Origin of the sequence: Pseudomonas sp. NPDC087814 (assembly GCF_044742865.1) — a bacterium.
Classification (GTDB): Bacteria; Pseudomonadota; Gammaproteobacteria; order Pseudomonadales; family Pseudomonadaceae; genus Aquipseudomonas.
In genome coordinates, this window is the sequence record NZ_JBIUVK010000031.1 from 23384 (window position 1) to 48334 (window position 24951).

At 62.0% G+C, this 24951-nt stretch carries 21 protein-coding genes and 1 riboswitch; of the genes, 6 read left to right on the forward strand and 15 right to left on the reverse strand.

The features are described from left to right. Positions 1-64 precede the first annotated feature (64 nt). The 9 genes from ACIOMR_RS20735 to ACIOMR_RS20775 form a co-directional block, all read right to left on the reverse strand. Positions 65-772, reverse strand: coding sequence for a membrane integrity-associated transporter subunit PqiC (locus tag ACIOMR_RS20735; RefSeq protein ID WP_003217538.1), 708 nt, complete (start codon positions 770-772; stop codon positions 65-67). Between the two features lie 177 nt (positions 773-949). Further along, positions 950-3214: a DNA topoisomerase IV subunit A gene (gene parC, locus ACIOMR_RS20740; RefSeq protein ID WP_003217539.1), complete on the reverse strand. Its 2265-nt coding sequence runs from the start codon at positions 3212-3214 to the stop codon at positions 950-952. Positions 3215-3224: 10 nt separating this feature from the next. Further along, the gene (locus ACIOMR_RS20745) at positions 3225-3746 is read right to left on the reverse strand and encodes a TIGR02281 family clan AA aspartic protease (protein WP_008439113.1); all 522 of its coding nucleotides are present in this window, start codon (positions 3744-3746) and stop codon (positions 3225-3227) included. Next, complete coding sequence (locus tag ACIOMR_RS20750) at positions 3743-4747, reverse strand: esterase-like activity of phytase family protein (RefSeq protein WP_401196118.1); 1005 nt, start codon at positions 4745-4747, stop codon at positions 3743-3745. The genes ACIOMR_RS20745 and ACIOMR_RS20750 overlap by 4 nt, the downstream gene beginning before the upstream one ends. Beyond that, entirely contained in the window at positions 4747-6651 is a 1905-nt protein-coding gene (gene parE, locus ACIOMR_RS20755) for a DNA topoisomerase IV subunit B (RefSeq protein ID WP_003209518.1), read from the reverse strand. The genes ACIOMR_RS20750 and parE overlap by 1 nt, the downstream gene beginning before the upstream one ends. Before the next feature lie 44 nt (positions 6652-6695). After that, positions 6696-7304 (reverse strand): YqiA/YcfP family alpha/beta fold hydrolase, encoded by a 609-nt coding sequence (locus ACIOMR_RS20760; RefSeq protein ID WP_003209516.1) that lies wholly within the window; start codon positions 7302-7304, stop codon positions 6696-6698. Positions 7305-7353: 49 nt separating this feature from the next. After that, entirely contained in the window at positions 7354-8169 is an 816-nt protein-coding gene (gene cpdA / locus ACIOMR_RS20765) for a 3',5'-cyclic-AMP phosphodiesterase (protein ID WP_177069161.1), read from the reverse strand. Positions 8170-8268: 99 nt separating this feature from the next. Continuing rightward, positions 8269-8718, reverse strand: coding sequence for a DUF1249 domain-containing protein (locus tag ACIOMR_RS20770; RefSeq protein ID WP_003209507.1), 450 nt, complete (start codon positions 8716-8718; stop codon positions 8269-8271). Further along, complete coding sequence (locus tag ACIOMR_RS20775; RefSeq protein ID WP_003209505.1) at positions 8709-9326, reverse strand: NUDIX domain-containing protein; 618 nt, start codon at positions 9324-9326, stop codon at positions 8709-8711. Before ACIOMR_RS20775 ends, ACIOMR_RS20770 begins: the two co-directional genes overlap by 10 nt. A gap of 211 nt (positions 9327-9537) precedes the next feature. Between ACIOMR_RS20775 and ACIOMR_RS20780 the strand changes: the two genes are divergently transcribed. After that, a complete protein-coding gene (locus ACIOMR_RS20780; protein ID WP_003209503.1) occupies positions 9538-10284 on the forward strand; it encodes an RsiV family protein in 747 nt (248 codons plus the stop codon). On the opposite strand, the gene cytX is transcribed toward ACIOMR_RS20780, so the two are convergent. Continuing rightward, the gene (gene cytX, locus ACIOMR_RS20785) at positions 10253-11542 is read right to left on the reverse strand and encodes a putative hydroxymethylpyrimidine transporter CytX (protein ID WP_401196124.1); all 1290 of its coding nucleotides are present in this window, start codon (positions 11540-11542) and stop codon (positions 10253-10255) included. The genes ACIOMR_RS20780 and cytX overlap by 32 nt on opposite strands. 189 nt (positions 11543-11731) lie before the next feature. Beyond that, positions 11732-13636, reverse strand: coding sequence for a phosphomethylpyrimidine synthase ThiC (gene thiC / locus ACIOMR_RS20790; RefSeq protein ID WP_008439122.1), 1905 nt, complete (start codon positions 13634-13636; stop codon positions 11732-11734). 145 nt (positions 13637-13781) lie between these two features. Beyond that, a riboswitch (TPP riboswitch) is annotated at positions 13782-13887 on the reverse strand. Positions 13888-14083: 196 nt separating this feature from the next. Between thiC and ACIOMR_RS20795 the strand changes: the two genes are divergently transcribed. Then, positions 14084-15523, forward strand: a complete 1440-nt coding sequence (locus ACIOMR_RS20795) for a TolC family outer membrane protein (RefSeq protein WP_102604279.1) — start codon at positions 14084-14086, stop codon at positions 15521-15523. A 122-nt stretch (positions 15524-15645) separates the two neighbouring features. Here ACIOMR_RS20795 and waaA read toward each other — a convergent pair whose 3' ends face one another. Together waaA and ACIOMR_RS20805 are read right to left on the reverse strand one after the other, a co-directional pair. Beyond that, positions 15646-16923 (reverse strand): lipid IV(A) 3-deoxy-D-manno-octulosonic acid transferase, encoded by a 1278-nt coding sequence (waaA, locus tag ACIOMR_RS20800; protein ID WP_301049755.1) that lies wholly within the window; start codon positions 16921-16923, stop codon positions 15646-15648. A gap of 23 nt (positions 16924-16946) precedes the next feature. Further along, positions 16947-17837, reverse strand: a complete 891-nt coding sequence (locus tag ACIOMR_RS20805) for a LysR family transcriptional regulator (protein WP_008439125.1) — start codon at positions 17835-17837, stop codon at positions 16947-16949. 103 nt (positions 17838-17940) lie between these two features. Between ACIOMR_RS20805 and ACIOMR_RS20810 the strand changes: the two genes are divergently transcribed. The 4 genes from ACIOMR_RS20810 to ACIOMR_RS20825 all read left to right on the forward strand — a co-directional run bounded on the left by ACIOMR_RS20810 (position 17941) and on the right by ACIOMR_RS20825 (position 21424). Then, positions 17941-18276, forward strand: a complete 336-nt coding sequence (locus ACIOMR_RS20810; RefSeq protein ID WP_003209492.1) for a multidrug efflux SMR transporter — start codon at positions 17941-17943, stop codon at positions 18274-18276. A gap of 153 nt (positions 18277-18429) precedes the next feature. Next, positions 18430-19605, forward strand: a complete 1176-nt coding sequence (locus ACIOMR_RS20815) for an FAD-binding oxidoreductase (RefSeq protein ID WP_008439128.1) — start codon at positions 18430-18432, stop codon at positions 19603-19605. Continuing rightward, positions 19602-20414, forward strand: a complete 813-nt coding sequence (locus ACIOMR_RS20820; protein ID WP_003209490.1) for an aldo/keto reductase — start codon at positions 19602-19604, stop codon at positions 20412-20414. Before ACIOMR_RS20815 ends, ACIOMR_RS20820 begins: the two co-directional genes overlap by 4 nt. A gap of 41 nt (positions 20415-20455) precedes the next feature. After that, the gene (locus tag ACIOMR_RS20825; protein ID WP_401196128.1) at positions 20456-21424 is read left to right on the forward strand and encodes a metal ABC transporter ATPase; all 969 of its coding nucleotides are present in this window, start codon (positions 20456-20458) and stop codon (positions 21422-21424) included. Positions 21425-21557: 133 nt separating this feature from the next. Here the strand turns inward: ACIOMR_RS20825 and hldE are convergent, their stop codons facing one another. Together hldE and msbA are read right to left on the reverse strand one after the other, a co-directional pair. Then, the gene (gene hldE, locus ACIOMR_RS20830; protein WP_003209486.1) at positions 21558-22979 is read right to left on the reverse strand and encodes a bifunctional D-glycero-beta-D-manno-heptose-7-phosphate kinase/D-glycero-beta-D-manno-heptose 1-phosphate adenylyltransferase HldE; all 1422 of its coding nucleotides are present in this window, start codon (positions 22977-22979) and stop codon (positions 21558-21560) included. Positions 22980-23133: 154 nt separating this feature from the next. Then, positions 23134-24939, reverse strand: coding sequence for a lipid A export permease/ATP-binding protein MsbA (msbA, locus tag ACIOMR_RS20835; protein WP_003209481.1), 1806 nt, complete (start codon positions 24937-24939; stop codon positions 23134-23136). Positions 24940-24951: the final 12 nt, after the last annotated feature.

Genomic DNA, 24951 nt, shown 5'->3' on the forward strand with positions numbered 1-24951 from the left:
CTCAAATCCCGCACAAACAAAAGGCCCGCTCATCAGCGGGCCTTTTTGTTGGTCTGTATTCAGGTCAGAACCTGAACACTTCCATATCCGTACGAATCGGCACGGCCATCGGCATCTTCGGCTTCTCCGGTGCCGCAGCCTTGGGCTGCGCCGGGGCTTGTTTGCGTGGCGCTTCTGCCACCGCTGGCTGATTGGCCAATGGCTTGAGGGCCACCGACAGCTGGTCAGCCAAACGTTGCAGCAACACACCCTGGGCCTGGACCTGGGACGCGGTGCTGCCGCTGTGCTCTTCCTGCAAGTGCACGATGCGGTTATCCCGCACCTGGCCACGACGGTCGATCAAGCGCCATTGCGCGTCGAGGATAGCGGGCTGCGACACGCCCGAGTCCAGTCGCGTAATGGTCAGCAGCACCTGTACGTCCGGGGCAAAACCCAACGGCGCCGGCGCCAATACCACACGCTGGCTGTCCAGGTGGCCAGCCACCTGGCGCAACATCAACTGATTGATGTCGGACGAAAGGCTACCGGCCCAGCGGCCATCGGTGGAACCTTGCAGGCTGCCGTCGTTCTGACGTTGCAGCAGGGTTTCACGTTGCAGATAGTCGGCCACTACAACAGGGCCAAGCAATACAGCCATGCCGGCACTTTGTGCAGGCTGAGCCGGACTTCCACTGTCCAGCTGATACAGCGACACCGGTTGGTGTGTGCTGCAACCCGCCAGGCCCAAAAGGCCAGCGAGCAACAAAAATAAAGGAAGGCGCGGAGCAGTCATCATCCCATCCAGGTGGCTGCCACAAGGCGAACCACAATGTAATACTCAAAAATAACCTGTACGCGCTCAGCCACGCCGGCGCTGGAAAGGCCATATCATCCGTGAATATGCGCCATGACTCCAGCGCGAAAGCGTCGATCTACGGGTTAAATCGTAGATCGGGCGCTCTATATCGCCTTAAACGGGCGTTTCCACCAGTAAAGCGTCCACTCGCTGGAAGCCGCGCGGCAGTTTATTGCCACGACGACCCCGCTCACCCTTGTAGTGCTCGAGGTCGTCAGGGCGCAGTGACAACGTGCGCTTGCCGGCCTGCAACACCAGGGTCGAGCCTTCCGGGATCACGGCGATGTCGGTCACGTACTCTTCGCGACTGGCCACCCGCTCCCCGGGAATACCAATGATCTTGTTGCCCTTGCCTTTGCCCAACTGCGGCAAATCGCTGATCTTGAACACCAGCAGGCGCCCTTCGGTCGTCACCGACGCCAGCCAGTTGCCTTCACGGTCTTCCACCGGACGCGGCAGGATCACCTTGGCGTTGTTCGGCAGGCTCAACAACGCCTTGCCCGCCTTGTTCTTGGCCTGCAGGTCTTCACCCTTGACCACGAACCCATAGCCCGCATCGGAAGCGATGACGTACAACGAGTCATCGTCCGGCAGCAGCACGCACTCAAAATTCGCACCCGGCGGCGGTGTCAGGCGCCCGGTCAACGGCTCGCCCTGCCCCCGCGCCGATGGCAAGGTGTGCGCCGGCACCGAGTAACTGCGACCGGTGGAGTCGATAAACACCGCAAACTGGTTGGAACGCCCCGCCGCCGCGGTTTTGAAACCGTCGCCAGCCTTGTAAGACAGGCCGGTGGCGTCAATATCATGCCCTTTGGCTGAGCGAACCCAACCCTTTTCCGACAGAACGACGGTAATTTTCTCGTTGGGCAGCAGCTCGGTTTCGGTCAGGGCCTTGGCTTCGGCGCGCTCGACAATCGGCGAGCGGCGGTCGTCGCCATAGGTTTCGGCGTCCTTGATCAGCTCGGTGCGCACCAGCTTCTTCAGCTTGGCCTCGCTGCCCAGCAGGGCCTGGAGCTTGGCTTGTTCCTTGAGCAGCGCGTCCTGTTCGTCCCGCAGCTTCATCTCTTCCAGTCGCGCCAACTGACGCAGACGGGTGTCGAGGATGTAGTCGGCCTGGATTTCGCTGAGTTCGAAGCGCGCGATCAGCTCGGCCTTCGGGTGCTCGGCGGTACGGATGATATGGATCACTTCATCCAGGTTGAGGTAAGCGATCAGCAAGCCGTCCAACAGGTGCAGGCGGCGTTCGACCTTGTCCAGGCGGAATTGCAGGCGGCGACGCACGGTCTGCACCCGGAATTCCAGCCACTCCACCAGCAAAGCCCGCAGGTTCTTCAACTGCGGCTTGCCGTCCAGGCCGATGATGTTGATGTTGACCCGATAGCTGGACTCCAGCTCGGTGCTGGCGAACAGATGCTGCATCAGCACTTCATGGTCGACCCGGCTGTTGGTCGGGATGATCACGATGCGGCACGGGTTTTCGTGGTCGGACTCGTCACGCAGGTCGGCGACTTGCGGCAGCTTCGACGGCTTGGCCTGCATCAGCGCGGCAATCTGCTCCAGCACCTTGGCGCCGGACACCTGGTGCGGCAGCGCGGTGACGATGATGTCGCCGTCTTCGATGTGGTACACGGCGCGCATGCGCACCGAGCCTTTACCGGTCTGGTAGATTTTCAGCAGGTCGGCGCGAGGCGTGATGATTTCTGCTTCGGTCGGGTAATCCGGGCCCTGGATATGCTCGCAGAGCTGTTCGACCGTAGCCTTCGGCTCATCCAGCAGGCGCACGCAGGCGCTGGCCACTTCCCGCAGGTTGTGGGGCGGTACGTCAGTGGCCATGCCCACGGCGATACCCGTGGTGCCATTGAGCAGGATATTCGGCAAACGTGCCGGCAACACCAGCGGCTCGTCGAGGGTGCCGTCAAAGTTCGGGCCCCAGTTGGCCGTGCCCTGGCCCAGTTCGCTGAGCAGCACTTCCGAATACCGCGACAGACGCGCTTCGGTGTAACGCATGGCGGCGAAGGACTTCGGATCATCCGGCGCCCCCCAGTTACCCTGGCCGTCCACCAGCGTGTAGCGGTAGCTGAACGGCTGGGCCATCAGCACCATGGCTTCGTAGCACGCCGAGTCGCCGTGAGGGTGGAATTTACCGAGCACGTCACCGACGGTACGCGCCGACTTCTTGTGCTTGGAGTCAGCGTCCAGGCCCAACTCACTCATCGCATAGATAATGCGCCGCTGTACGGGCTTCAGGCCGTCGCCGATATGCGGCAAGGCACGGTCCATGATCACGTACATGGAGTAGTTGAGGTAGGCATTTTCGGTGAAGTCAGCCAGCGACCGGCGTTCAACGCCATCTAAGCTGTCTGCAAGGATGTCACTCATGCGGGCCTCATCATTGTTTGGTCTGGCGCAGCAGCAAAGTGCCGCTGCGCTGGGTAAATTCAAGTTGTTTCAATGCACTCATGCCCAGCAATACCTGTTCATCGCCCAAACCCGGTACCACGATGGCGCGCACGTCCCGAAGGACGATATCGCCCAGTTGCAGGCGGCCCAACTCGGTCCGAAAGCCCTGGGTTCGCCCGTTGGCCGTACTCACGCCAACCGGCATGCCGCGTTCAAGCCCGAGACGGTCGGCCAATTCAGCCGGAACCGCCACGTCGGTGGCCCCGGTGTCGAGCATGAACTGCACCGGCTTGCCGTTGATCTGGCCAGTGGCGACAAAATGCCCTTGGCCGTTGCCCAGCAGTTTTACTTCGATATAACCCTCGTGCTGCTCCGAGGTCACCACGGCATTGGGGTTTTCCTGTCGCGCTTCCCACTGCCCAAAAAATCGTGTCGCCAAAAACAGGCCGGCGCCCCACGCGACGAACATCAACACACGCCCGGCGCGCTTGCCGGGTGGTTGCGCACTCATGGCTTGGCGCTCCAGCCACCCGCAGGGGCGGCGAAACGATAGACCACCGGCCGCTTTTCGCCATCGGCGCGGGCACCGAAGTTATTGTCGATGCCGATCCAGGCACCGTCAGCGTCCACCACCAAGGCTTCGGCCAATCCATAGGCCTGGGCATAACGCCGATTCGGCGTCAGCGCTTCATCGGCAAACGACCAGCACAACTCCACCTGGGCCGTGACCGCATCCCGGCGACACACCTGAAACGCATTGCGCTCCAGGGTAAACAGCTTGCCATTGAACAGCGCCAGGTCGGCAAAGTCCTTGGACACCGCCTTGGCGCCCGGGAACTGCGCCGGCTGCATCTCCTGGCCGGCCTCGCTCAGCAATACACAAGGGCCTTCACAATCCCAGAGGGTTTGCGGGCGCTTGATGGAAATCAGCCCGCGCCGCTCGCGTTCGGCCGCAAGCCAGATTTGATTGCCTTCCGGGTTCACCACGATGCCTTCAAACAGCGCGTTGAAGTGCAGCAACATGCCACTGGCCCGAGCTTCGCGAACCATGCCCGGGGCGATCTTCAGCCACTCCGTTTCACCGTGTTCTGAGGAGAAAGGCACCCTGAGAACCGCCGCGTGGGCTTCGCTGACAATGTAACGGTTACCCGCCGCATCGCAGCTGATGCCTTCAAAATCCAGATCACCACCGCGAATCAACGAAGCCGCCTTGGTGCGTGAGCGCAGGCCAAAGGGCAAACCCGACGCCGGCACCGGCGGCACATCAATCCCGTATGTCTCTGCTTTCCAGACGTCACCGGCGGTATCGAGCCGGTAGATCTGGTCGTCATCGCGATCGGAGACTGTCCACAATTCGCTACCGCATAAGGCCAGGCCCGACAGGTTACCGCCGCGCATGCCTTCCACCGGGTGTTCCGACAACAGCTTCAGCTCAGCCACGGGCGCCGCGACCACCGAGGCGGTCGCCAACCCGCTCAACAACAGAATCGCCAGGGCGAAACTGCTGCGCATCAGCCCAGAACCTCGGCCAGGTTGCCCTTGGACTCCAGCCAGTTCTTGCGATCCGGCGCGCGTTTCTTCGCCAGCAACATGTCCATCATTTCCGAGGTGGCGGCGAAATCTTCCAGGGTCAACTGCACCAGGCGCCGAGTGTTCGGGTCCATGGTGGTTTCCCGCAGCTGCGGCGGGTTCATCTCACCCAGGCCCTTGAATCGGGTGACCTGCGGCTTGCCGCGTTTCTTCTCGGCCACCAGGCGGTCGAGAATGCCATCGCGCTCGGCTTCGTCCAGGGCGTAGAAAATCTCTTTGCCCAGGTCGATGCGGTACAGCGGCGGCATGGCGACATAGACGTGACCGGCATCCACCAATGGGCGGAAGTGCTGGACGAACAGTGCACAGAGCAAGGTCGCAATGTGCAAGCCGTCGGAGTCGGCGTCGGCGAGGATGCAGATCTTGCCGTAGCGCAGCTGACTCATGTCCGCCGCGCCCGGGTCAACACCGATGGCCACGGCGATGTTGTGCACTTCCTGGCTGGCCAGTACTTCGCTGCCATCGACTTCCCAGGTGTTTAGGATCTTGCCGCGCAGGGGCAGGATCGCCTGGAATTCCTTGTCCCGCGCTTGCTTGGCGGAACCGCCGGCAGAATCACCTTCCACCAGGAACAGCTCGGAGCGCATCGGGTCTTGCCCGGCGCAGTCCGCCAGCTTGCCAGGCAGCGCCGGCCCCTGGGTAATGCGCTTGCGTTCGACTTTCTTGCTGGCCTTCAGGCGACGGCCGGCGTTGTTGATCGCCAGCTCCGCCAGGGCCAGGCCCAATTCAGGGTGTTCGTTGAGCCACAGGCTGAAGGCATCCTTGACCACCCCGGAGACAAACGCCGCTGCCTCACGGGACGACAGGCGCTCCTTGGTCTGGCCGGAGAATTGCGGCTCCTGCATTTTCATCGACAGGACGAACGCGATCCGCTCCCAGACGTCTTCCGGCGCCAGCTTCACGCCGCGCGGCAGCAGGCTGCGGTATTCGCAGAATTCGCGCATGGCATCCAGCAAGCCCTGGCGCAAACCGTTGACGTGGGTACCGCCCTGGGCTGTCGGGATCAGGTTGACGTAGCTTTCCTGGACGCTGTCGCCACCTTCCGGCAGCCACAACAAGGCCCAGTCCACGGCTTCTTTATTACCCGCCAGGCTGCCGCAGAACGGCTCGTTCGGCAGGCGCTCGAATTCGCTGACAGAGTCTTCCAGGTAGGAACGCAGGCCGTCTTCGTAATGCCACTCGACCTTTTCGCCGGTGCCTTTGTCTTCAAAGCTGACCAGCAGGCCCGGGCACAGCACAGCCTTGGCCTTGAGCACATGCTTGAGGCGGCTGATGGAGAATTTGGGTGAATCGAAGTATTTCGGGTCCGGCGCGAAGTACACGCTGGTGCCGGTATTGCGCTTGCCGACGGTGCCGATCACTTCCAGGTCGGTGGCCTTGTAGCCATCGGCGAAAGTCATCTGATACTCGTTGCCGTCGCGCTTGACCTTGACCCGTACGTGGTTCGACAGGGCGTTGACCACGGAAATACCCACACCGTGCAAGCCACCGGAGAACTGGTAGTTCTTGTTGGAGAACTTGCCGCCGGCGTGCAGCTTGGTGAGGATCAGCTCGACGCCCGACACACCCTCTTCCGGGTGAATGTCCACCGGCATGCCACGACCGTCGTCGGACACTTCCAGGGAATGGTCGGCGTGAAGGATGACTTGTACCGACTTGGCGTGCCCGGCCAAGGCTTCGTCGACGCTGTTGTCGATGACTTCCTGGGCAAGGTGGTTCGGCCGACTGGTGTCGGTGTACATGCCGGGGCGTTTGCGCACCGGGTCGAGGCCCGAGAGGACTTCGATGGCGTCGGCGTTATAAGAGCTAGCGCTGGGAGTGGCCATGGGGTCTCGTCGTGAGTCGTTCGATTAAAAAGTAACCTGCGGTTTCACAATGCGGTGAAATCGAAGGATTGGTACTGATCGGAGCCTATGCCGGCAAAACTCAACAGCGCCGGTAACTGTTGGGCGAAGCCCTGGTAACCGTGATCGCCACCGGCCTGGATGCGCAAGGCACAGGCCCGGTAATACTGCTGGGCGAGGCGATAATCCAGTGTTTCATCGCCGGTCTGCAACCACACCTGATAACGCTGGGCGTCCTGGGGCGCCGGCACTTCCAGCTCGGCCAGGGCCGCGACGTGGTCGTGGGTCAGCTCCCAGGTCTCATCGGTGTAGAGGTTCTTCTGGGTGCCCAGGTAACCGTCGAACATCCGATGAGGGCTGACTGCCGGGTTGACCAGCAAGGCGTTGAGGCCATGGCGTTCGGCAAGATGGGTTGCATAGTAGCCGCCGAGTGAGCTGCCTACCAGCAGTGGCCTTCCGAGGTCACGGATAGCCGCCTCCAACTGGGGGATCGCCTGGCGGGGGTGGTGATGCAGGGCCGGCACGCGCAGTTGGTCGGCCAGACCGAGGCTGTCCATCACGGTGATCAACTGGCTCGCCTTGTTGGAGGCTGGTGCGCTGTTGAAACCGTGGATATACAAGATCGATGCGGACATTCCGGGTCCTCTGTGGGTCTGCCAAAGAGGCGCAGTTTACAGGGAAATCTCAGTAGCCGTTGCTACCGTAATCCACCTGAAACGCGAAGCCCTGCACCCGCTCCACACCGGTTTCCAACCGCCCGTCGGCATGCAACCGCAGCCAGCGATACCCGGGTGCCTGCTCACTCACGCTGAAATCCTCACTCCCGGGAGCGAACTGAATGCAGGTAGAAGGCGAAGCCAACAAACGCACCCCATTGCGCTCCCGGTCAATTTCCTGATGCACATGCCCCCAAAGCACCGCCCGCACCTGCGGAAACCGATCCAGCACCGCAAACAACGCCTCAGGATTGCGCAAACCGATGGGCTCCATCCAAGCGCACCCAATCGACACCGGATGATGGTGAAAACACACCAAATGATGCCGAGCCGGCGCCTCACTCAACGACTGCGCCAGCAATTGCAGCTGCTGATCCTGCAAATACCCCGGCACCGAACCCGGCACCGCCGAGTCCAGCAGGGTAATGCGCCAGTTGCCCACATCCACCACCGGTTCCAGCAACGCACTGTTGATCGCCGCTTGCAGCATCACCTGCGGCTCATCGTGATTCCCCGGGATCCAGCGCGCCGGCGCCTGAATCTGCCGCGTCATGTCACGAAACGCCTGATACGACTCCAGCGTACCGTCCTGGGACAAATCCCCGGTGGCCAGCACCAGATCAATCTGCGGCTGCTGCACCAACACCGTGTCGATCACCCGTTGCAGGCTCTCGCGGGTATTCATGCCCAGCAGGCCGCCGTCCGCCTCGGCAAACAGGTGACTGTCGGACAACTGCACCAGCAACGCCGAAGCGTCAGGGTTCATGGCGGATACGCTCGGCAAGGCGTTCTCCCAGGGCGTGATCACAGGAATGGACATTTGAGGCGATTATGCTGGGGCAGGACACAAAGAGGAAACCCGTGAAGCGGACGCAGTTCACATCTATCGAACGACTTCGAACTCGTGGCCCAGGGCCAGGCAGTGACTCAACCATTCACCGAGGAACACATTGAGCTGTGCTTTCTCATCGGGTTGGTGCATGAACACGTTGGGGTAAGGATAGATGCTGCGAAAGCGTCGTGCATGCTCGGCGCTGATCACTTCGGCCATGCGTGCGTCGTGGTACACCTGCACTTCCAGCTGCGGCACCGGCAGCCACGGCAGGCTGTGCTCCTGACGCACCCGCAAAGTGGTGGTGTACGGGCAGTTCACGATCACTTCCAGGGTCAGCACGCCGAGCATCTGGTCGCCGTGGGTCACGGCAATGCGCCGCGCCTCGGGGGTGTGGCGCATGTCTGGCAGCAGCCGCATCAGCCGTGCATAGTTGGCCTCGCAGGCTGCTTGCAGCCCGATCAGGTCAACCCGATATCGCTCCCGAGCCTTTACTGCCATAACCCCCTCACTTCCGCGCGATTAAGCGCAAGCCATTGCAGGGCAATAATGCTCGCTGCGTTGGAAATTTTACCGTCACGTACCGCCTGCAGGGCGTCTTCAAAGGCCCAGACGGTGACGCGGATATCTTCGGCTTCCTCTTCCAGTCCATGGACGCCACCGGCCCCGGCGCTTTCGCAACGGCCCAGGAACAAGTGGACAAATTCGGTGCTGCCACCCGGCGACGGAAAGTACTTGGTGATCGGCCAGAGTGCGGAGAATGTAAGGCCAGCTTCCTCCTCGGCTTCGCGGTGTGCAACCTCCTCCGGTTGCTCATCCTTGTCGATCAGGCCGGCGACCATTTCGATCAGCCACGGGTTGTCGGTACGCCCCATGGCGCCGACGCGAAACTGCTCGATCAGCACCACTTCATCGCGCTGCGGGTCATAGGGCAGTACACACACGGCGTCATGACGCACAAAGACTTCGCGATTGAGCTCACGGCTCATGCCGCCATCAAACTTCTCGTGCCGCAGCTTCAGCCGATCCAGTTTGTAGAAGCCCTTGTAGGCATTGTCGCGCTGAACAATCTCGACCTTGCTCGGCGTCGATTTCGCTGTGTCCGTCATATCAACCCTCGTTTATTGCCTTGCGGTATCGAGGCGGCCTCGACATCGCGCCATCCTAACGCGCTCGTGCCCCTTGATGCAGCCCCTTTCCGGTTGCCGGGATAGACGGCGGGCGTCAAACTCACTCTAATCAGCTTAGTGGCGAACTGACTGCCTTGTCGGGAGTCGAAGCTCCACATTTTCACCTTTCCTCGATTTATGAAGGACACACATGTCGCTTTTAAAAATCGCCTCCGTGGCCTGTATCGCCTTGACCCTGGGTGCTTGCCAGAGCCTGTTCCAGCCGAGCTACCTGAAGCCCCTGGACACCACCGCCGACGCCTCCGAGCAGATCAAACCCGGCTGCAGCAGTCCGGATTGCCCGCTGGTAAACATCGACACCGTGCACTTCCCGTCCGAGCCGCAGTTGGACCAGATCATCGAACAGCGCCTGCTGCAGATGGCCCGCACTTCACCTGGCCAGGCCATGCCCGCCACCCTGAACGCCTACCGCGACAAGTTCTTGCGTGAGTCCCCGGACCGCAACAGCATGTACTTGCAGGCCAAGGTACGTGAGCAGCATGACGGACTGGTGATCATCGAAGTGTCCAGCTACCTGGACACCGGCACCGCCCACGGCGAGCCGGGCCGCGGCTTCATCAACTATTCACGCCTGCTGCACAAAGAGCTGAGCCTGACCGACATGCTGTTGCCGGGCCAGGAAGATGCATTCTGGAAGACCGCGAAAGTGGCCCACAACAACTGGCTGATCAACTCGCAGATGGACCGTGACCCGGAGTTCGTGAAGAACTGGCCGTTCCAGAAAACCCCGAATGTGGCGCTGACCAGCAATGGCGTGGTGCTCAAGTACAACGTGACCACCATCGCGCCGTACGCATTGGGGCTGATCGAAATGACCATCCCCTATGCGCGCCTCACCGGCGTGATCAAGCCTGAGCTGGTACCCGCACGCCACTGAAGGCCCGGCCCAGGATAAAGTGCAACAGCCCTGCCAGCACCAGCGCCGGCAGGGTCGCGCCGACATCCGGGTACAGATTCGCCAACAGGTGATAGGTGCTGATCCCTCCAAGCCACGCCAGCAGTGCCGGCCAGCGCAGGTTGGCGGCAACACCATGGCCACGACGGCGCAGGATGAAGTGATCCACCAGCACCACGCCGAACAGCGGCGCGAACACCGAGCCGATCAGCAGCAGGAAGTTCTGGTACTGCGCCAACGGTGCAAAGCAGGCGATCAGCGTGCAGATAACGCCAATGGCCAATGCCAGGTGCTCGACTTTCAAGCGCAACAGAATCCCGCTGGACACCGCCGCCGAGTGAATATCGGCGAACGCGTTTTCTGATTCATCCAACAGGATCAGCAGCAGCGGAATCCCCAGGCCGGCTCCGGCCAATGCCAGCAGCAACGCATTCACTTCACCGCTCGGCGCAAACGCCAGGGTGTAGGCCACGCCAAGGCTCATCAGCCAGAAGTTGCCGATGAAGAAACCCAGTGCCGTGCCGCCGAACACGTTTTTCGCGCGTTTGCCGAAACGTGAGTAGTCGGCAATCAGTGGCAGCCAGGACAGCGGCATGGCAATCGCGATATCGAAGCCAACGGCAAACGGCATCGAACCGTCACCAGCCTGGGCCCAGAGAGTGGCCAGGTCGGCCTTGGCAAACAGGTTCCAGGTCAGCCACAGGCAGGCGGCCAGCAGCAGCCAGATGCCCCACTTGCGCAGGATCTGCCGCACGAAGGTCAGCGGACCGCTGACGGCAAGCAAGGTCGCGAGGGCGCCGAATACCAGGGTCCAGAACAATGGGCTGGTCAGCAGGCTGCCTTCGCTGAACGCGCGGGCGCCCAACAGGCTGGCGGCGTCGCGCATCACGATGATTTCGAATGAGCCCCAGCCGATCAGCTGCAGCAGGTTCAGCAGCGCCGGCAGGCTTGCGCCCTTGGTGCCGAGGCTGAGTTTCAGGGCGGCCATGGATGACAGGCCGGTATCGCTGCCGATCACGCCGACGGCGGCCAGCAACAGCACGCCGACCAACGTGCCGAGGAAAATTGCCAGTAAGGAACCGGAGAGGCCCAGGCCCGGCGCCAACAGTGCACCGGTTTGCAGGACCATCAGGCCGATGCCCAGGGAGAACCACAGGGAAAAGAGATCGCGGGCGCCGAAGACGCGTTTGTCCAAGGGCACTGCGATGTCTGGGGAATAGGTGCTGGGTTGAATGCTCAAGGGTGTTATCTCAGAGGGACACTATTATTTGAATCAGCAAAGTCCCCTGTGGCGAGGGAGCTTGCTCCCGCTGGGCGGCGAAGCCGCCCCAAAACCTGCAACCGATGAGTGTCAGTCAAGACACCGATCCAGATTCCGGGAGCGCTGCGCACTCCAGCGGGAGCAAGCTCCCTCGCCACAGGTTCTGATTCAGACCTTTTTGTACAGCTGACTACCTTCCTGCTTGAACCGCTCCGCCTGCTCCGCCAGTCCCTTGGCCACGTCCACATCCACCGCTTCAATGCGCTGGTTGGCCGCGTACTCACGCACTTCCTGGGTGATCTTCATCGAGCAGAATTTCGGCCCGCACATCGAGCAGAAATGCGCGACCTTGGCCGAGTCCTTCGGCAAGGTTTCATCGTGGTAAGAACGCGCCGTGTCCGGGTCCAGGCCCAGGTTGAACTGGTCCTCCCAACGGAATTCAAAGCGCGCCTTGCTCAACGCGTTGTCACGAATCTGCGCCCCCGGATGCCCCTTGGCCAAGTCCGCCGCATGGGCCGCGATCTTGTAGGTGATGATCCCGGTCTTCACATCGTCCTTGTTCGGCAGGCCCAAATGCTCCTTCGGCGTGACGTAGCAGAGCATCGCGCAACCGAACCAGCCGATCATCGCCGCCCCGATGCCCGAGGTGATGTGGTCATAACCCGGGGCGATGTCGGTGGTCAGCGGACCGAGGGTGTAGAACGGCGCTTCGTCGCAGCACTCCAGCTGCTTGTCCATGTTCTCCTTGATCAACTGCATCGGCACGTGGCCCGGGCCTTCGATCATGGTTTGCACGTCGTGCTTCCAGGCAATCTTGGTCAACTCGCCGAGGGTTTCCAGCTCGCCGAATTGCGCGGCGTCGTTGGCGTCGGCAATCGAGCCCGGGCGCAGGCCGTCTCCCAGGGAGAAGCTGACGTCGTAGGCCTTCATGATTTCGCAGATTTCGTCGAAATGGGTGTAGGTGAAGTTCTCTTTGTGGTGCGCCAGGCACCACTTGGCCATGATCGAACCACCACGGGACACGATGCCGGTGACGCGCTTGGCGGTCAGCGGTACATAGCGCAGCAATACGCCGGCGTGGATGGTGAAGTAGTCGACGCCCTGCTCGGCCTGTTCGATCAGGGTGTCGCGGAACAGCTCCCAGGTCAGGTCTTCAGCGGCGCCGCCGACTTTTTCCAGGGCCTGGTAGATCGGCACGGTACCGATCGGCACCGGCGAGTTGCGGATGATCCACTCGCGGGTTTCATGGATGTGCTTGCCGGTGGACAGGTCCATCACCGTGTCCGAACCCCAGCGAATGCCCCACGTCAGTTTCGCCACCTCTTCTTCGATGGACGAACCCAGGGCGCTGTTGCCGATGTTGCCGTTGATCTTCACCAGGAAGTTACGGCCGATGATCATCGGTTCCAGTTCGGTGTGGTTGATGTTGGCCGGGATGATCGCGCGGCCACGGGCGATTTCTTCGCGGACAAATTCCGGGGTGATGATTTTCGGCACGCTGGCGCCGAAGCTGTGGCCGGCGTGTTGCTGGTCCAGCAGGCCGGCGGCGCGGGCCTCTTCCAGCTTCATGTTTTCGCGGATGGCGACGTATTCCATCTCGGCGGTGATGATGCCTTTGCGGGCGTAGTGCATCTGGGTGACGTTGGCCCCGGCCTTGGCACGGCGCGGGTTTTTCACGTGGGCAAAACGCAGCGCGGTCAGCTCGGCATCGCTCAGGCGCTGTTGGCCGAAGTGCGAGCTCAAGCCCGACAGGCGCTCAGTGTCGCCGCGGGATTCGATCCACGGCGAGCGCACATCGCCCAGGCCTTTGCGCACGTCGATGATCACGTTCGGGTCGGTGTAGGGGCCTGAGGTGTCGTAGACCACTACGGGCGCATTGATTTCGCCGCCGAAGTCGGTGGGGGTCACGTCGAGACTGACTTCGCGCATCGGCACGCGGATATCCGGACGGGTGCCCTGAACGTAGATTTTTTGCGAGCGGGTAAACGGCTGCACGGAACCGGAGTCGACCTTGGCCGATTCACTCAAGTGCACGGTGTTTTTTGATTTTTGGCTTTTTAATTCGATGCTCATCACGGGCTCTCCAACTATCCAGGCGGTGGATTTTTGTCGGAGTGAACCTGTGACGGATGGACGCACTGTGACAGTGCTGTGCTTGGCGCACGGGCTGTTCGATTGTCGAACAACATCCCGGACGAAGCACAAGAGGACTCGCCGGGTGACGAGAAATCTTGTTCCCTACGCAGGCGCTAACCTGATCAGGTTCAACGGGATCCGGTATTTACCGATCTCAGCCTTCCAACAAGGCACCCCGACAAGAACGCGGCCAGTCTAGACCATGGAGCAGGCAAATTGCCAACGGCGGTGCATTCATCGTGATGAATGGCGTAATTACAGGATTGTTGTGCCGTGATAGCGCCACTACACTCGGTGACTGCCTGAGGTCTTGACGCCAGGAATGGGCCGCCTTAGCCTTGGGCACCAAATTATCGCCGTAATATTTAATCTAGGGATCGCCTCATGCTGCGCAAACTTTCACTGGCTCTCGCCGTGTCTTGTGCGACCAACGGACTGGTCTGGGCAGCTGAAGCGCCCCTGACGACCAAAACCGACCTGGTCAGCGTCTACCAGGAAGCGGTGGACAACAACGCCGACCTGGCCGCCGCCCGCGCCCAATACGGCGCGCAGAAAGAAGTGGTGCCCCAGGCCCGCGCCGGGTTGCTGCCGAACCTGTCGGCCGGTGCCGACATCAACAATGTGCGCACCCAGCTGGACCAGCCCGCCGCCACGGTCAACCGCGACGCCCATTCCTGGCGCGCGACCTTGAGCCAGCCGCTGTTCCGCGCTGATCGCTGGTTCCAGCTGCAAGCCGCTGAAGCCGTCAACGAGCAGGCCGCGCTGCAACTCTCGGCCACCGAACAGAACCTGATCCTGCAAAGCGCCGAAAACTACTTCGCCGTGCTGCGGGCCCAGGACAACCTGGCGTCCACCAAGGCCGAAGAAGCCGCGTTCAAGCGCCAACTGGACCAGTCCAACGAACGCTTTGACGTCGGCCTGTCGGACAAGACCGACGTGCTGCAATCCCAGGCCAGCTACGACACCGCACGGGCCAATCGCATCCTGGCCCAGCGCCAGGTGGACGACGCCTTCGAAGCGCTGATCACCCTGACCAACCGCCAGTACAACTCGATCCAGGGCATCGTCCACACGCTGCCGGTGCTGCCACCGGCGCCGAACGACGCCAAGGCCTGGGTCGAAACCGCCGGCCGCCAGAACCTGAACCTGCTGGCCAGCAACTATGCCGTCACCGCCGCCGAAGAAACCCTCAAGCAACGCAAGGCCGGCCACGCGCCGACGCTGGATGCCGTGGCGCAATATGAAAAAGGTGACAACGACGCCCTGGGCTTCAGCAACCCGAGCGCCTTTGGCCAGCCGTATCACGGTGACGTGTCGCAACGCACCGTAGGCTTGCAGTTGAGCATCCCGCTATACAGCGGCGGCCTGACCAGCTCGCAAGTGCGCGAATCCTATTCCCGCCTGGGGCAGACCGAGCAGCAGCGCGAAGGCCTGCGTCGCCAGGTGGTGGAAAACACCCGCAACCTGCACCGCGCGGTGAACACCGATGTGGAGCAGGTACAGGCGCGCCGCCAGTCGATCATCTCCAACCAGAGCGCGGTGGAAGCCACGGAAATCGGTTACCAGGTGGGCACGCGCAATATCGTCGATGTGCTGGACGCCCAGCGCCAGCTGTACACCTCGGTGCGCAACTACAACAACAGCCGCTACGACTACATCCTCGACAACCTGCGCTTGAAGCAGGCGGCGGGCACGTTGAACCCGGGGGATTTGCAGGATCTGGCGCGGTACCTGAAGGCCGACTACAACCCGGACAAGGACTTCCTGCCGCCGGACCTGGCCAAGGCCGCCGCGGCGCAGCTGAAGGCTAACCCGGGTTACTAAGACTGCCAAATAACCCAATGTGGGAGCGGGCTTGCTCGCGAAGGCGGTGTATCAGTCGACTTATTCGCTGACTGACACTGCGCATTCGCGAGCAAGCCCGCTCCCACATTTGATTTGTGTTGTCAGTGGTTAAGCAGTCTGCCCAATCCGTCCAGCAAACGCTTCAACGCCCCCTGATTGGCGCGCATCACCGCCAGCCCCGCCTGCCCCATCTTCTGCGCATCCTGCGGCAGCTCGAACAAACGCTGCACCGCCACCGCCAAACCCTCGGCATCGTCCACTTCCTGCAACGCGCCGGCGTCGCGCATCATTGCGCTGATTTCCAGGAAGTTGAACACGTGGGGCCCGCAGATCACCGGCTTGGCCAAGGCCGCCGGCTCCAACGGGTTATGCCCGCCCGTGGCAACCAGGCTGCCGCCGACAAAAGCGCTGTCGGCAAGGGCATACAGAAACAGCAACTCGCCCATGGTGTCGCCCAGCAACACCGAGGTTTGCGCCGTCACCGCCTCGCCGCTGGAGCGACGCACCGTGGCGAAACCCTGTTGCTGGCACAGCTCGAACATCGGGTTGAAGCGCTCCTGATGGCGCGGCACCAGGATCAGCAACGCATTGGGATAACTGGCAAGCAACTGGCGATGGGCGGCGAGCACCACTTCGTCTTCGCCTTCGTGGGTGCTGGCGGCGATCCATACCGGGCGCTCGCTGGCGTGCCACTGTTCACGCAACGCGGCGGCGCGCGCCAGCAGTTGCGGGTCGATGGTCAGGTCGAACTTGATCGAGCCGGTGACTTCGACAGTCTCGGGCCGTGCACCCAGGCTGCGAAAACGCTCGGCCTCGGTTTCGGTCTGGACGGCGAACAGGCTCATTTCCGCCAGCATCGGCGCGGTCAGCCTGGCGAAACGCCCGTAGCCCTTGGCCGAGCGAGCCGACAGCCGCGCGTTGGCCAATGCCACGGGAATCCCGCGTTTGGCGCACTGGTGAATATGGTTGGGCCACAGTTCGGTCTCCATGATCACCGCCAGTTTCGGCTGCACGCGATCAAGAAAACGCTTGGCCGCACAGGGCAAATCGTACGGCAGGTAGCAGTGCTGGATGCGCGGCTCGTTGGCGAACAACGCCTGGATGCGCTCGGAACCGGTAGGCGTCATGCAGGTGACGGTGATCGGCAGCTGTGGATAACGTTCCAGCAGCCCGCGAATCATCGGCGCAGCGGCGATGCTTTCGCCCACCGACACCGCATGCACCCAGATCCCGCCGGGTTGCATCACCGGCAAGCCCCAGGAGAAGCGTTCTCCCACGCGCTTCGCGTAAGCAGGCGCTTTGCGGGCTCGCAGCCACAGACGTAAAGCTACCAACGGCAGCGCCAGGTAAAACAGACAGCTGTAGAGAGTTCTATTCATGGCGGCGGAGTTTATCGGCTTTTTCAGTCGATCGCCTGCAAGCACTCGGCAAAACGTTCGGCGAGGAAACGCGCGGCCGGGCCGAGGGGCTCGTCGCGGCGCCAGACCAGCTCCACCACCAGCGCCGGCGGGGTCCATTCGCTGTTCAGTTCGACCATCTGGTTCTGATAGGCCGGATACTGCACCACATGCCGCGGCAACCAGGCCCAACCCAGGCCGCGCGCCAGCCATTCGGCCAGCACGTAGAAACTGTCAGCCCGCCACACTTGCGGGCTGGCGGCCTCGCTGCCGGGATACACACTGGTCTGGGTCGCCATCAGCAATTGGCGAAACTGCGCCAGGCGCTGGCAATCCACGAACTGTTCCTTGGCCATGGGATGCCCGATACCGCACACGGTCACCATCTCCACACTGCCCAGCACGCGGCGCTCCAACGCTTCGGGAATCTGATCGTGATAGAACAGCAGGCCCAGATCCGCCTTGCGCTCCACCAGCTTGCGCGCGACATCGCCTTGGGCGGCGCTGGACAACTGCACTTCCAGGCTGGGAAATTTTCCCGCCAGCGCTTCGAGGCTATCGAGCACCGGCTGATAGAGCATGGCTTCATCCTGGGCCAGGCGCAGGCGCGCCTCCTCACCGCGCATCAATGACAAGGCACGGCCATTCAGGCGCTCGCACTGGCGCAAGACTTCCCGCGCCTCCTCGAGCAGTGCCGTGCCCGCCTCGGTCAAACGGGGCTGGCGGCCGCTGCTGCGGTCAAACAGGGATACGCCCAGGTCCGCCTCCAACAGGGCAATCCCATTGCTGACCGCCGATTGCGCCCGACGCTGGTCCCGCGCCACCGCCGAAAATGAACGCTGCTCGGCGACGCTGACAAACAGGCGCATTTGCTCAAGACTCCACTGCACGCTCATGGCTCAACCCATCTTCAATTCGGATAGGTAATGACTTTACCGCATCTGACAAGTCTCTAAAATGCCAACCTTATCAAGCGACCCTGTACCGAGGATTTACCCCATGAACGCCGCCTACTATTACCTGGCCATTGCCATCTGCTCGGAAGTGATCGCCACCGTTTCCATGAAAGCGATCAAGGGTTTCAGCACGCCAATCCCGTTGTTGCTGGTGATCGTCGGCTACGGCGTGGCCTTCTGGATGCTCACGCTGGTGGTGCGCACCGTGCCGGTGGGTGTCGCGTATGCAGTGTGGGCCGGGATGGGCATCGTGATGGTCAGCATCGCCGCGCTGTTTATCTACGGGCAGAAACTGGATATCCCGGCGATGCTGGGCATGGGCCTGATTGTGCTGGGCGTGGTGGTGATTCAGTTGTTCTCGAAAACGGCCGGGCACTGAGCGTTCACGTGAGATTCAATTGAGGCCGAAACTCGCAGCCTCGTTCCACTCGACAGCTCCTGCGGTGCGTCTGTCATCAGGGAGCGTTGGGGCGAAGATTCACTTCATGAGCCTGTATACTGCGCAGCCTGTCTTGAACACTGAGGTCGCTGCATGCCATCCGTTATTTCCACCGACGTTCTGATTGTCGGCGCCGGGGTTGCCGGCCTCTGGCTCAATGCGCGCCTGCGCCGCCAGGGCTTTTCCACGGTATTGGTGGAAAGCGCCACCCTCGGTGGCGGGCAAAGCGTGAAGTCCCAGGGGATCATCCACGGCGGCGCCAAATATGCACTGCACGGCGCCCTGACCGGTGCCTCCGAAGCCATCGCCGACATGCCCCGCCGCTGGCGCGAAGCCCTGGCGGGCAACGGTGAACTGGATCTCTCCGGTGTGCGCCTGCTGTCCGAAGCCCACTATTTGTGGTCGCCGGGCACCATCGCCGGCAACCTCACCAGTTTCTTCGCGAGCAAGGCCGTGCGTGGCCGCGTGGATCAAGTGAAGGGCGATGACCTGCCACCGGCCCTGCAAGATCGCCGCTTCAAGGGCAAGGTCTATCGCCTGGCCGAACTGGTGATCGACGTCCCAAGCCTTATCGAACGCCTGGCCCAACTGGCCGGCGACGGTTTGCTCGCGGGTAAACAGATCGAACCCTTGCTGGAACAAGGCACACTGGTCGGCCTGAAGGTCGATGGCCGTGAGATCCGCGCCCAGCGTATCGTCGTCAGCGCCGGCGGCGGCACCGCTGACCTGCTCGGCGCCCTGGGCCTGAGCCAGCCCGCCATGCAACGCCGACCTCTGCACATGATCATCGCCAAGGGCCCCGGCCTGAAGCCGCTGTACGCCCACTGCCTGGGGGGCGGCACCAAGCCGCGCATCACCGTGACCACGCATCCCGCCGCCGACGGCAATTGGGTGTGGTACCTGGGCGGCGATATCGCCGAAGCCGAAGGTGTGGCCCGTACCCCGGAGCAACAGATCGCCACCGCCCAAAAAGAGCTGGGGCAGTTGCTGCCCTGGATCGACATGAGCCAGACCCAATGGGCCACCTTGCGCGTCGACCGCGCCGAACCATTGCAATCAGGCCTGACCCGCCCGGACAACGCGTTCCTCGCCGAACAGGATCGCCTGTTGGTGGGCTGGCCGACCAAGCTGGCATTGGCACCGGATTTCGCCGATCGAGTGATCAACGCACTGGAACGTGACGGCATCAAGCCCGGAACTACCGAAAAACTGCCCGAGCTGCCGAAACCCGCCATCGCCCAACCTGCCTGGGAGCAACTGCTGCCATGACCCTGCCGACTCTGCACGACCTCCACCGCCCACTGGGCAGCACCGGCCTGCTGGTCTCGCCGCTGGGCCTGGGCACCGTCAAGCTGGGCCGCGACCAAGGGGTGAAATACCCCAGTGGCTTCCAGATTCCCGATGACGATGCGGCGCGGATGCTGTTACGCCAGGCCCGGCAATTGGGCATCAACCTGATCGACACTGCGCCCGCCTATGGCCGCAGCGAAGAACGCCTGGGCCCGCTGTTGCGCGGCCAGCGCCAGGAATGGGTAATTGTCAGCAAGGTGGGCGAAGAATTTGCCGAAGGCGTATCCCATCACGACTTCAGCGCAGCCCACACCCGGCTTTCGGTGGAGCGCAGCCTGAAACGACTGGAAACGGATTTTATCGACCTGGTGCTGGTGCACTCCGACGGCAACGACCTGCATATCCTCAATGATTGCGAGGTTTACCAGACCCTGGAAGACCTCAAGCGCGAGGGCAAGATCCGTGGTTTCGGCTTCTCCGGCAAAACCGTCGAGGGCGGTGTAAAGGCTCTGGAACAAGGTGATTGCGCCATGGTCACCTACAATTTGAACGAACAGGCCGAGAAAGCCGTCATTGATTATGCCGCCGCACACGGCAAGGGCATCCTGGTGAAAAAGGCACTAGCCAGTGGCCATGTCTGCCTGGAATCCGGAGTGGATCCAATTCACGCCAGTTTCATGCTGTTGTTTGCGCAAACTGGCGTTGCCAGTGCTATTGTCGGGACCATTAATCCGCTGCACCTCGCCCACAACGTGGCGACCGCTGCCAAGGTCATTCGCCAACTCTGATGCCGCCGACGCGGCCGACCCCGACGCAAGAAGGAGCCGACATGCCGCGAACGCTCATAAGAAAGAACCCCAGCAACTTCAAGACACTGCCGCTGCACGTCGAAGCAACCCCCGAAGGCTTGAGCTACCAGAGCGTCGGCATGCCGCTCAACTTCGCCCAGACCCTGCAACGGCGCAAGCCGGTGGAGGTGAAAGACACCGAGCGTTTCGTGCTGGAGCTGGCCAACCTTGGGGTCTCGGTGCGCCTGACGCTGCACTGGCAGAACCGCGATTACTGGGTGCTGGTGCGCCAGCGCCGACAAGACCGTGGCGACGTCGTGCTCAAGCTGATCTCCGGCTATGTGCCGGCCCACGAACTGAACCTGCCACTGCACACCGCCATCCAGGAAATCGCCGAGGAATGCCTGCTGGAAACCCCGGAAGGCTGGCTGGGCGGTCGTTTCAATGACACCTGGCTGCCGGCGCCCTACTCGTCGGCCCTGCACTACCGCGAAGCGTTGCCGTTCCGTCTCTCACCGCTGTCCGGGGCCGCGCGCCCGGTGCGCTGCGCCACCATGCAATTGATTGAACGACCACGCGCCTACGTGCACCTGCCCACGGCTTCGTTGCAGTTGATTTATGACTTGCGCCTGGAAGTGCCCAAGGAGGCGAAGTCCCTGAGCCTGTTTCATGTGGACGAGCGCCTGGAGGGCGACCAATTGGTGGCCCGCCTGGACCGCCAGCGCCCGGACCTGTACCTGATGCCGCTGAAGGACGGGCAGCCGTGTGCGGAGCTGTATACCTTGAAGAAGGATCAGCTGTATCCGGCGAGTACGCGAGGGTTGTATCTGGCTGAAAGCTTTGCCCAGCAGGAAGGCTGGATCGTGCGGGATGAGCGGATCCGCTGGAAGGACTGGCTGCGCCAGCAAGGGCTGAATGCGCCGGAGAAAGAATCGAAATTGAAGCGTTTGACGGGTAAGGCGCGGCAGATCTTGCGCAAGATCGTGCCGAAGAAAAAAGCCAACCGGTAACCGGACGTCAGGTCGCGGCAGTCAAATGTGGGAGCGGGCTTGCTCGCGAAGGCGGTGTATCAGTCACTGCATCTGCCAGCTGACCCACCGCTTTCGCGAGCAAGCCCGCTCCCACACGAACCCGCTCCCACCATCAGTTATTGCGGATCTTCTCGACAATCGCCGTGGTCGAGCTGTTTTCCACCAACCCCAGCACTTTGACCTTGCCACCGTAGGCACTGACGATATCGGCACCCACCACCTGGTCGACGGAATAATCACCGCCCTTGACCAGCACGTCCGGCTTGACCTGGGCCAGCAGGTTTTCCGGGGTCGCCTCGGCAAAGCTGATCACCCAGTCCACCGCACCCAAACCTGCCAGCACCGCCATGCGACGGTCGACACTGTTGATCGGCCGGCCTGGCCCCTTGAGGCGGCTGACCGACGCATCATCGTTGACTGCCACGATCAAGCGATCGCCCTGGGCCCGCGCCTGCTCCAGGTAGGTCACGTGACCGGCGTGGAGGATGTCGAAGCAACCGTTGGTGAAGACAATGCTCTCGTTATGGGCACGGGCATCGTCAATCGCCAGCAACAGTTGCTCAAGGCTCAACACGCCGCGCTCCGAGCCTTCGGATCGCTGGATGGCGCGGCGCAGCTCAGGTGCACTGATGGCCGCCGTACCGAGCTTGCCGACCACGATACCTGCTGCCAGGTTGGCCAGGGCCACCGCATGGGGAAGTTCCTCGCCCGCCGCAATTGCCGCGGCCAGGGTGGAAATCACGGTATCACCGGCACCGGTCACGTCGAACACTTCACGGGCCCGCGCCGGCAAGTGCATGGCCGGGTGATCAGGACGCAGCAAGGTCATGCCGTGTTCGCCACGGGTCACCAGCAGGGCACCCAGGTCGAGGTCGGCCATGAGTTGGGCGCCCTTGGTCACCAGCTCGTGCTCATCGACGCAACCGCCGACGATGGTTTCAAATTCGCTGAGGTTCGGCGTGATCAGGCTGGCGCCCCGATAAATCGAGAAGTCCTTGCCCTTGGGATCTGCCAGCACCGGAATGCCCCGGGCCTTGGCGGCCTGGATCAGTACCTGATGGTTTTTCAAGGCGCCTTTCCCGTAGTCGGACAGCACCAGCACCTTGATGCCTTCGAGCATCTCGTCGACCTGGGCGCTGAGCACCAGGGCGTCGGTGGCGAAGGGTTCTTCAAAATCGATACGCAGCAATTGCTGGTGCCGACTCATGACCCGCAGCTTGACGATGGTCGGCTGGTGGGGAATGCGCTGGAACAGCGCACGCACACCCGCACCCTTCAGGCTGTTGGCCAGGCTGTCGGCAGCCTCGTCGTCGCCGGTCACACCCACGAGGGATGCCGGGGCGCCGAGGGCGGCAATATTGAGGGCAACGTTGGCAGCGCCACCTGGACGGTCTTCGATTTGCTCGACCTTGACTACCGGTACCGGTGCCTCAGGGGAAATCCGTGAGGTACCGCCATGCCAGTAACGGTCGAGCATGACATCGCCGACCACCAAGACAGGGGCTTGATCGAATCGCGGCATGGACAACTTCATGGAGCAACCCACATACAAAATGAACAGGGGCGCGATATTACCACAGGGTTGTCAAAGGCTTGTGCAATGTAGGAGCCGGCTTGCCGGCGATGCGGCCACCGCGGTTTTTCAGTGCAACCGCGGTGGCCATCGCCGACAAGCCGGCTCCTGCAGATCAGGTGATGTCGGCCGGGATCGGCGCGTCCAGGCCCATGGCATGCAGCCGGGCGTAGTAACCGTTTTGCGCCAGCAATTCGCCGTGGGTACCGCGCTCGACTATCCGGCCATCGTCCATCACCAGGATCAGGTCGGCTTTCTCGATGGTCGACAGGCGGTGAGCGATCACCAGGGTCGTGCGGCCTTGCATGACCTTGTCCAGGGCGGCCTGGATATGGCGCTCCGATTCGGTGTCCAGCGCCGAGGTGGCCTCGTCGAGGATCAGCAATGGCGCATTCTTGAGCAAGGCCCGGGCGATTGCCAGGCGCTGGCGCTGGCCGCCGGACAGCAGCACGCCGTTTTCGCCGACCTGGGTGTCGAAGCCCTTGGGCAACTGGTCGATGAAGTCCTTGGCATAGGCATCGGCCGCTGCCGCCTCGACATCGGCCCGCGGTGCGCCGGCCAGGTCACCGTAGGCGATGTTGTTGGTCACGGTGTCGCTGAACAGGGTCACGTGCTGGGTCACCTGGGCGATGTGCCGACGCAGGTTGAGCAGGCGATAGTCTTCGATTTCCACGCCGTCGAGCAGGATCTCACCGCTCTCATGGTGGTAGAAACGCGGGATCAGGCTGGCCAGTGTCGACTTGCCGCTACCCGAACGCCCCACCAGGGCAACCATCTGCCCGGGCTCTGCGGTAAAGGTGATGTCCTTGAGCACATGGCGCTCGGTGCCCGGGTAGGTGAAGTTCAGGTTGCGCACTTCCAGGCGGCCGCTGACCTTGTCGCGCTCGATGGTGCCGCGATCGATTTCCACGTCTTCGTCCAACTGCTCGAAAATACTTTCGGCACCGGCCACGCCTTTCTGGATGGTCGAGCTGACTTCGGACAGCTGGCGGATTGGCTTGGGCAACAGGCCGGCCAACGTGATGTAGGCGACCATGTCACCCGCCGACGCATCACCGCGAAGGTACAGGACCAGGAACATCAACACTGCCATGGCGCTGTAGATCACCAGTTGCAGCGCCGGCGTATAGATCGCGCCGGTGCGGGTCATGCGCAGTTGCTTGTTGGTGTTGCTCAGGCTCGCCTTGAGGAAGCGCTTCTGCTCATACACCTCACCGCCGAAGCTGCGCACCACGCGGTAGCCCTGGATGGTTTCCGAGGCAACGTGGGTCACATCGCCCATCGCAACCTGGATCTTCTTGCTCTGCTTGCGGAATTTCTTGCTTGCGGTGCTGACCATCACGGCAATCAACGGCAGGATGGCGATCATCACCAGGGTCAGCCGCCAGTTCATGAACAGCAGCGAGGCGAACAGGAAGATCACCGTCATGCCTTCGCGAATCACCACCTTGATGGCATCGGTCGCAGCACCGGTGACCATGGTCACGTTGAAGGTGATGCGGGAGATCAGGTGCCCGGAGTTGTGATTGTCGAAATAGCGGTTCGGCAGGGTCAGCAGGTTGTTGAACAACTGCACCCGCAGGTCGTGGACCAGGCCCAGGGAAACCTTGGCCAGCAGGTAGTTGCCCAGGAACGAACCGAGGCCCTGCCACGCGGCGATCAGGATGATCAGCAACGGCACGGCCTGCAGCAGTTGCAGGTCACGCAGGAAAGGCACCGTGGGGAACAACACCGCTTCAGGGTTGGACAGGCCATCGACAAAGTACTTGAGGATGTAGCCCAGCATCGGCTGGGTCGAAGCGAAAATCAGAAAGCCGACGATACTCAGCGCGAACAAGCCGGCATAGGGCTTAACGTAGCTGAGCAGGCGGAAGTATATTTTCAAGCTCGAAGGGCTTGCGCTCGGACTGGAGTCGGTCATATCACGCGGCGG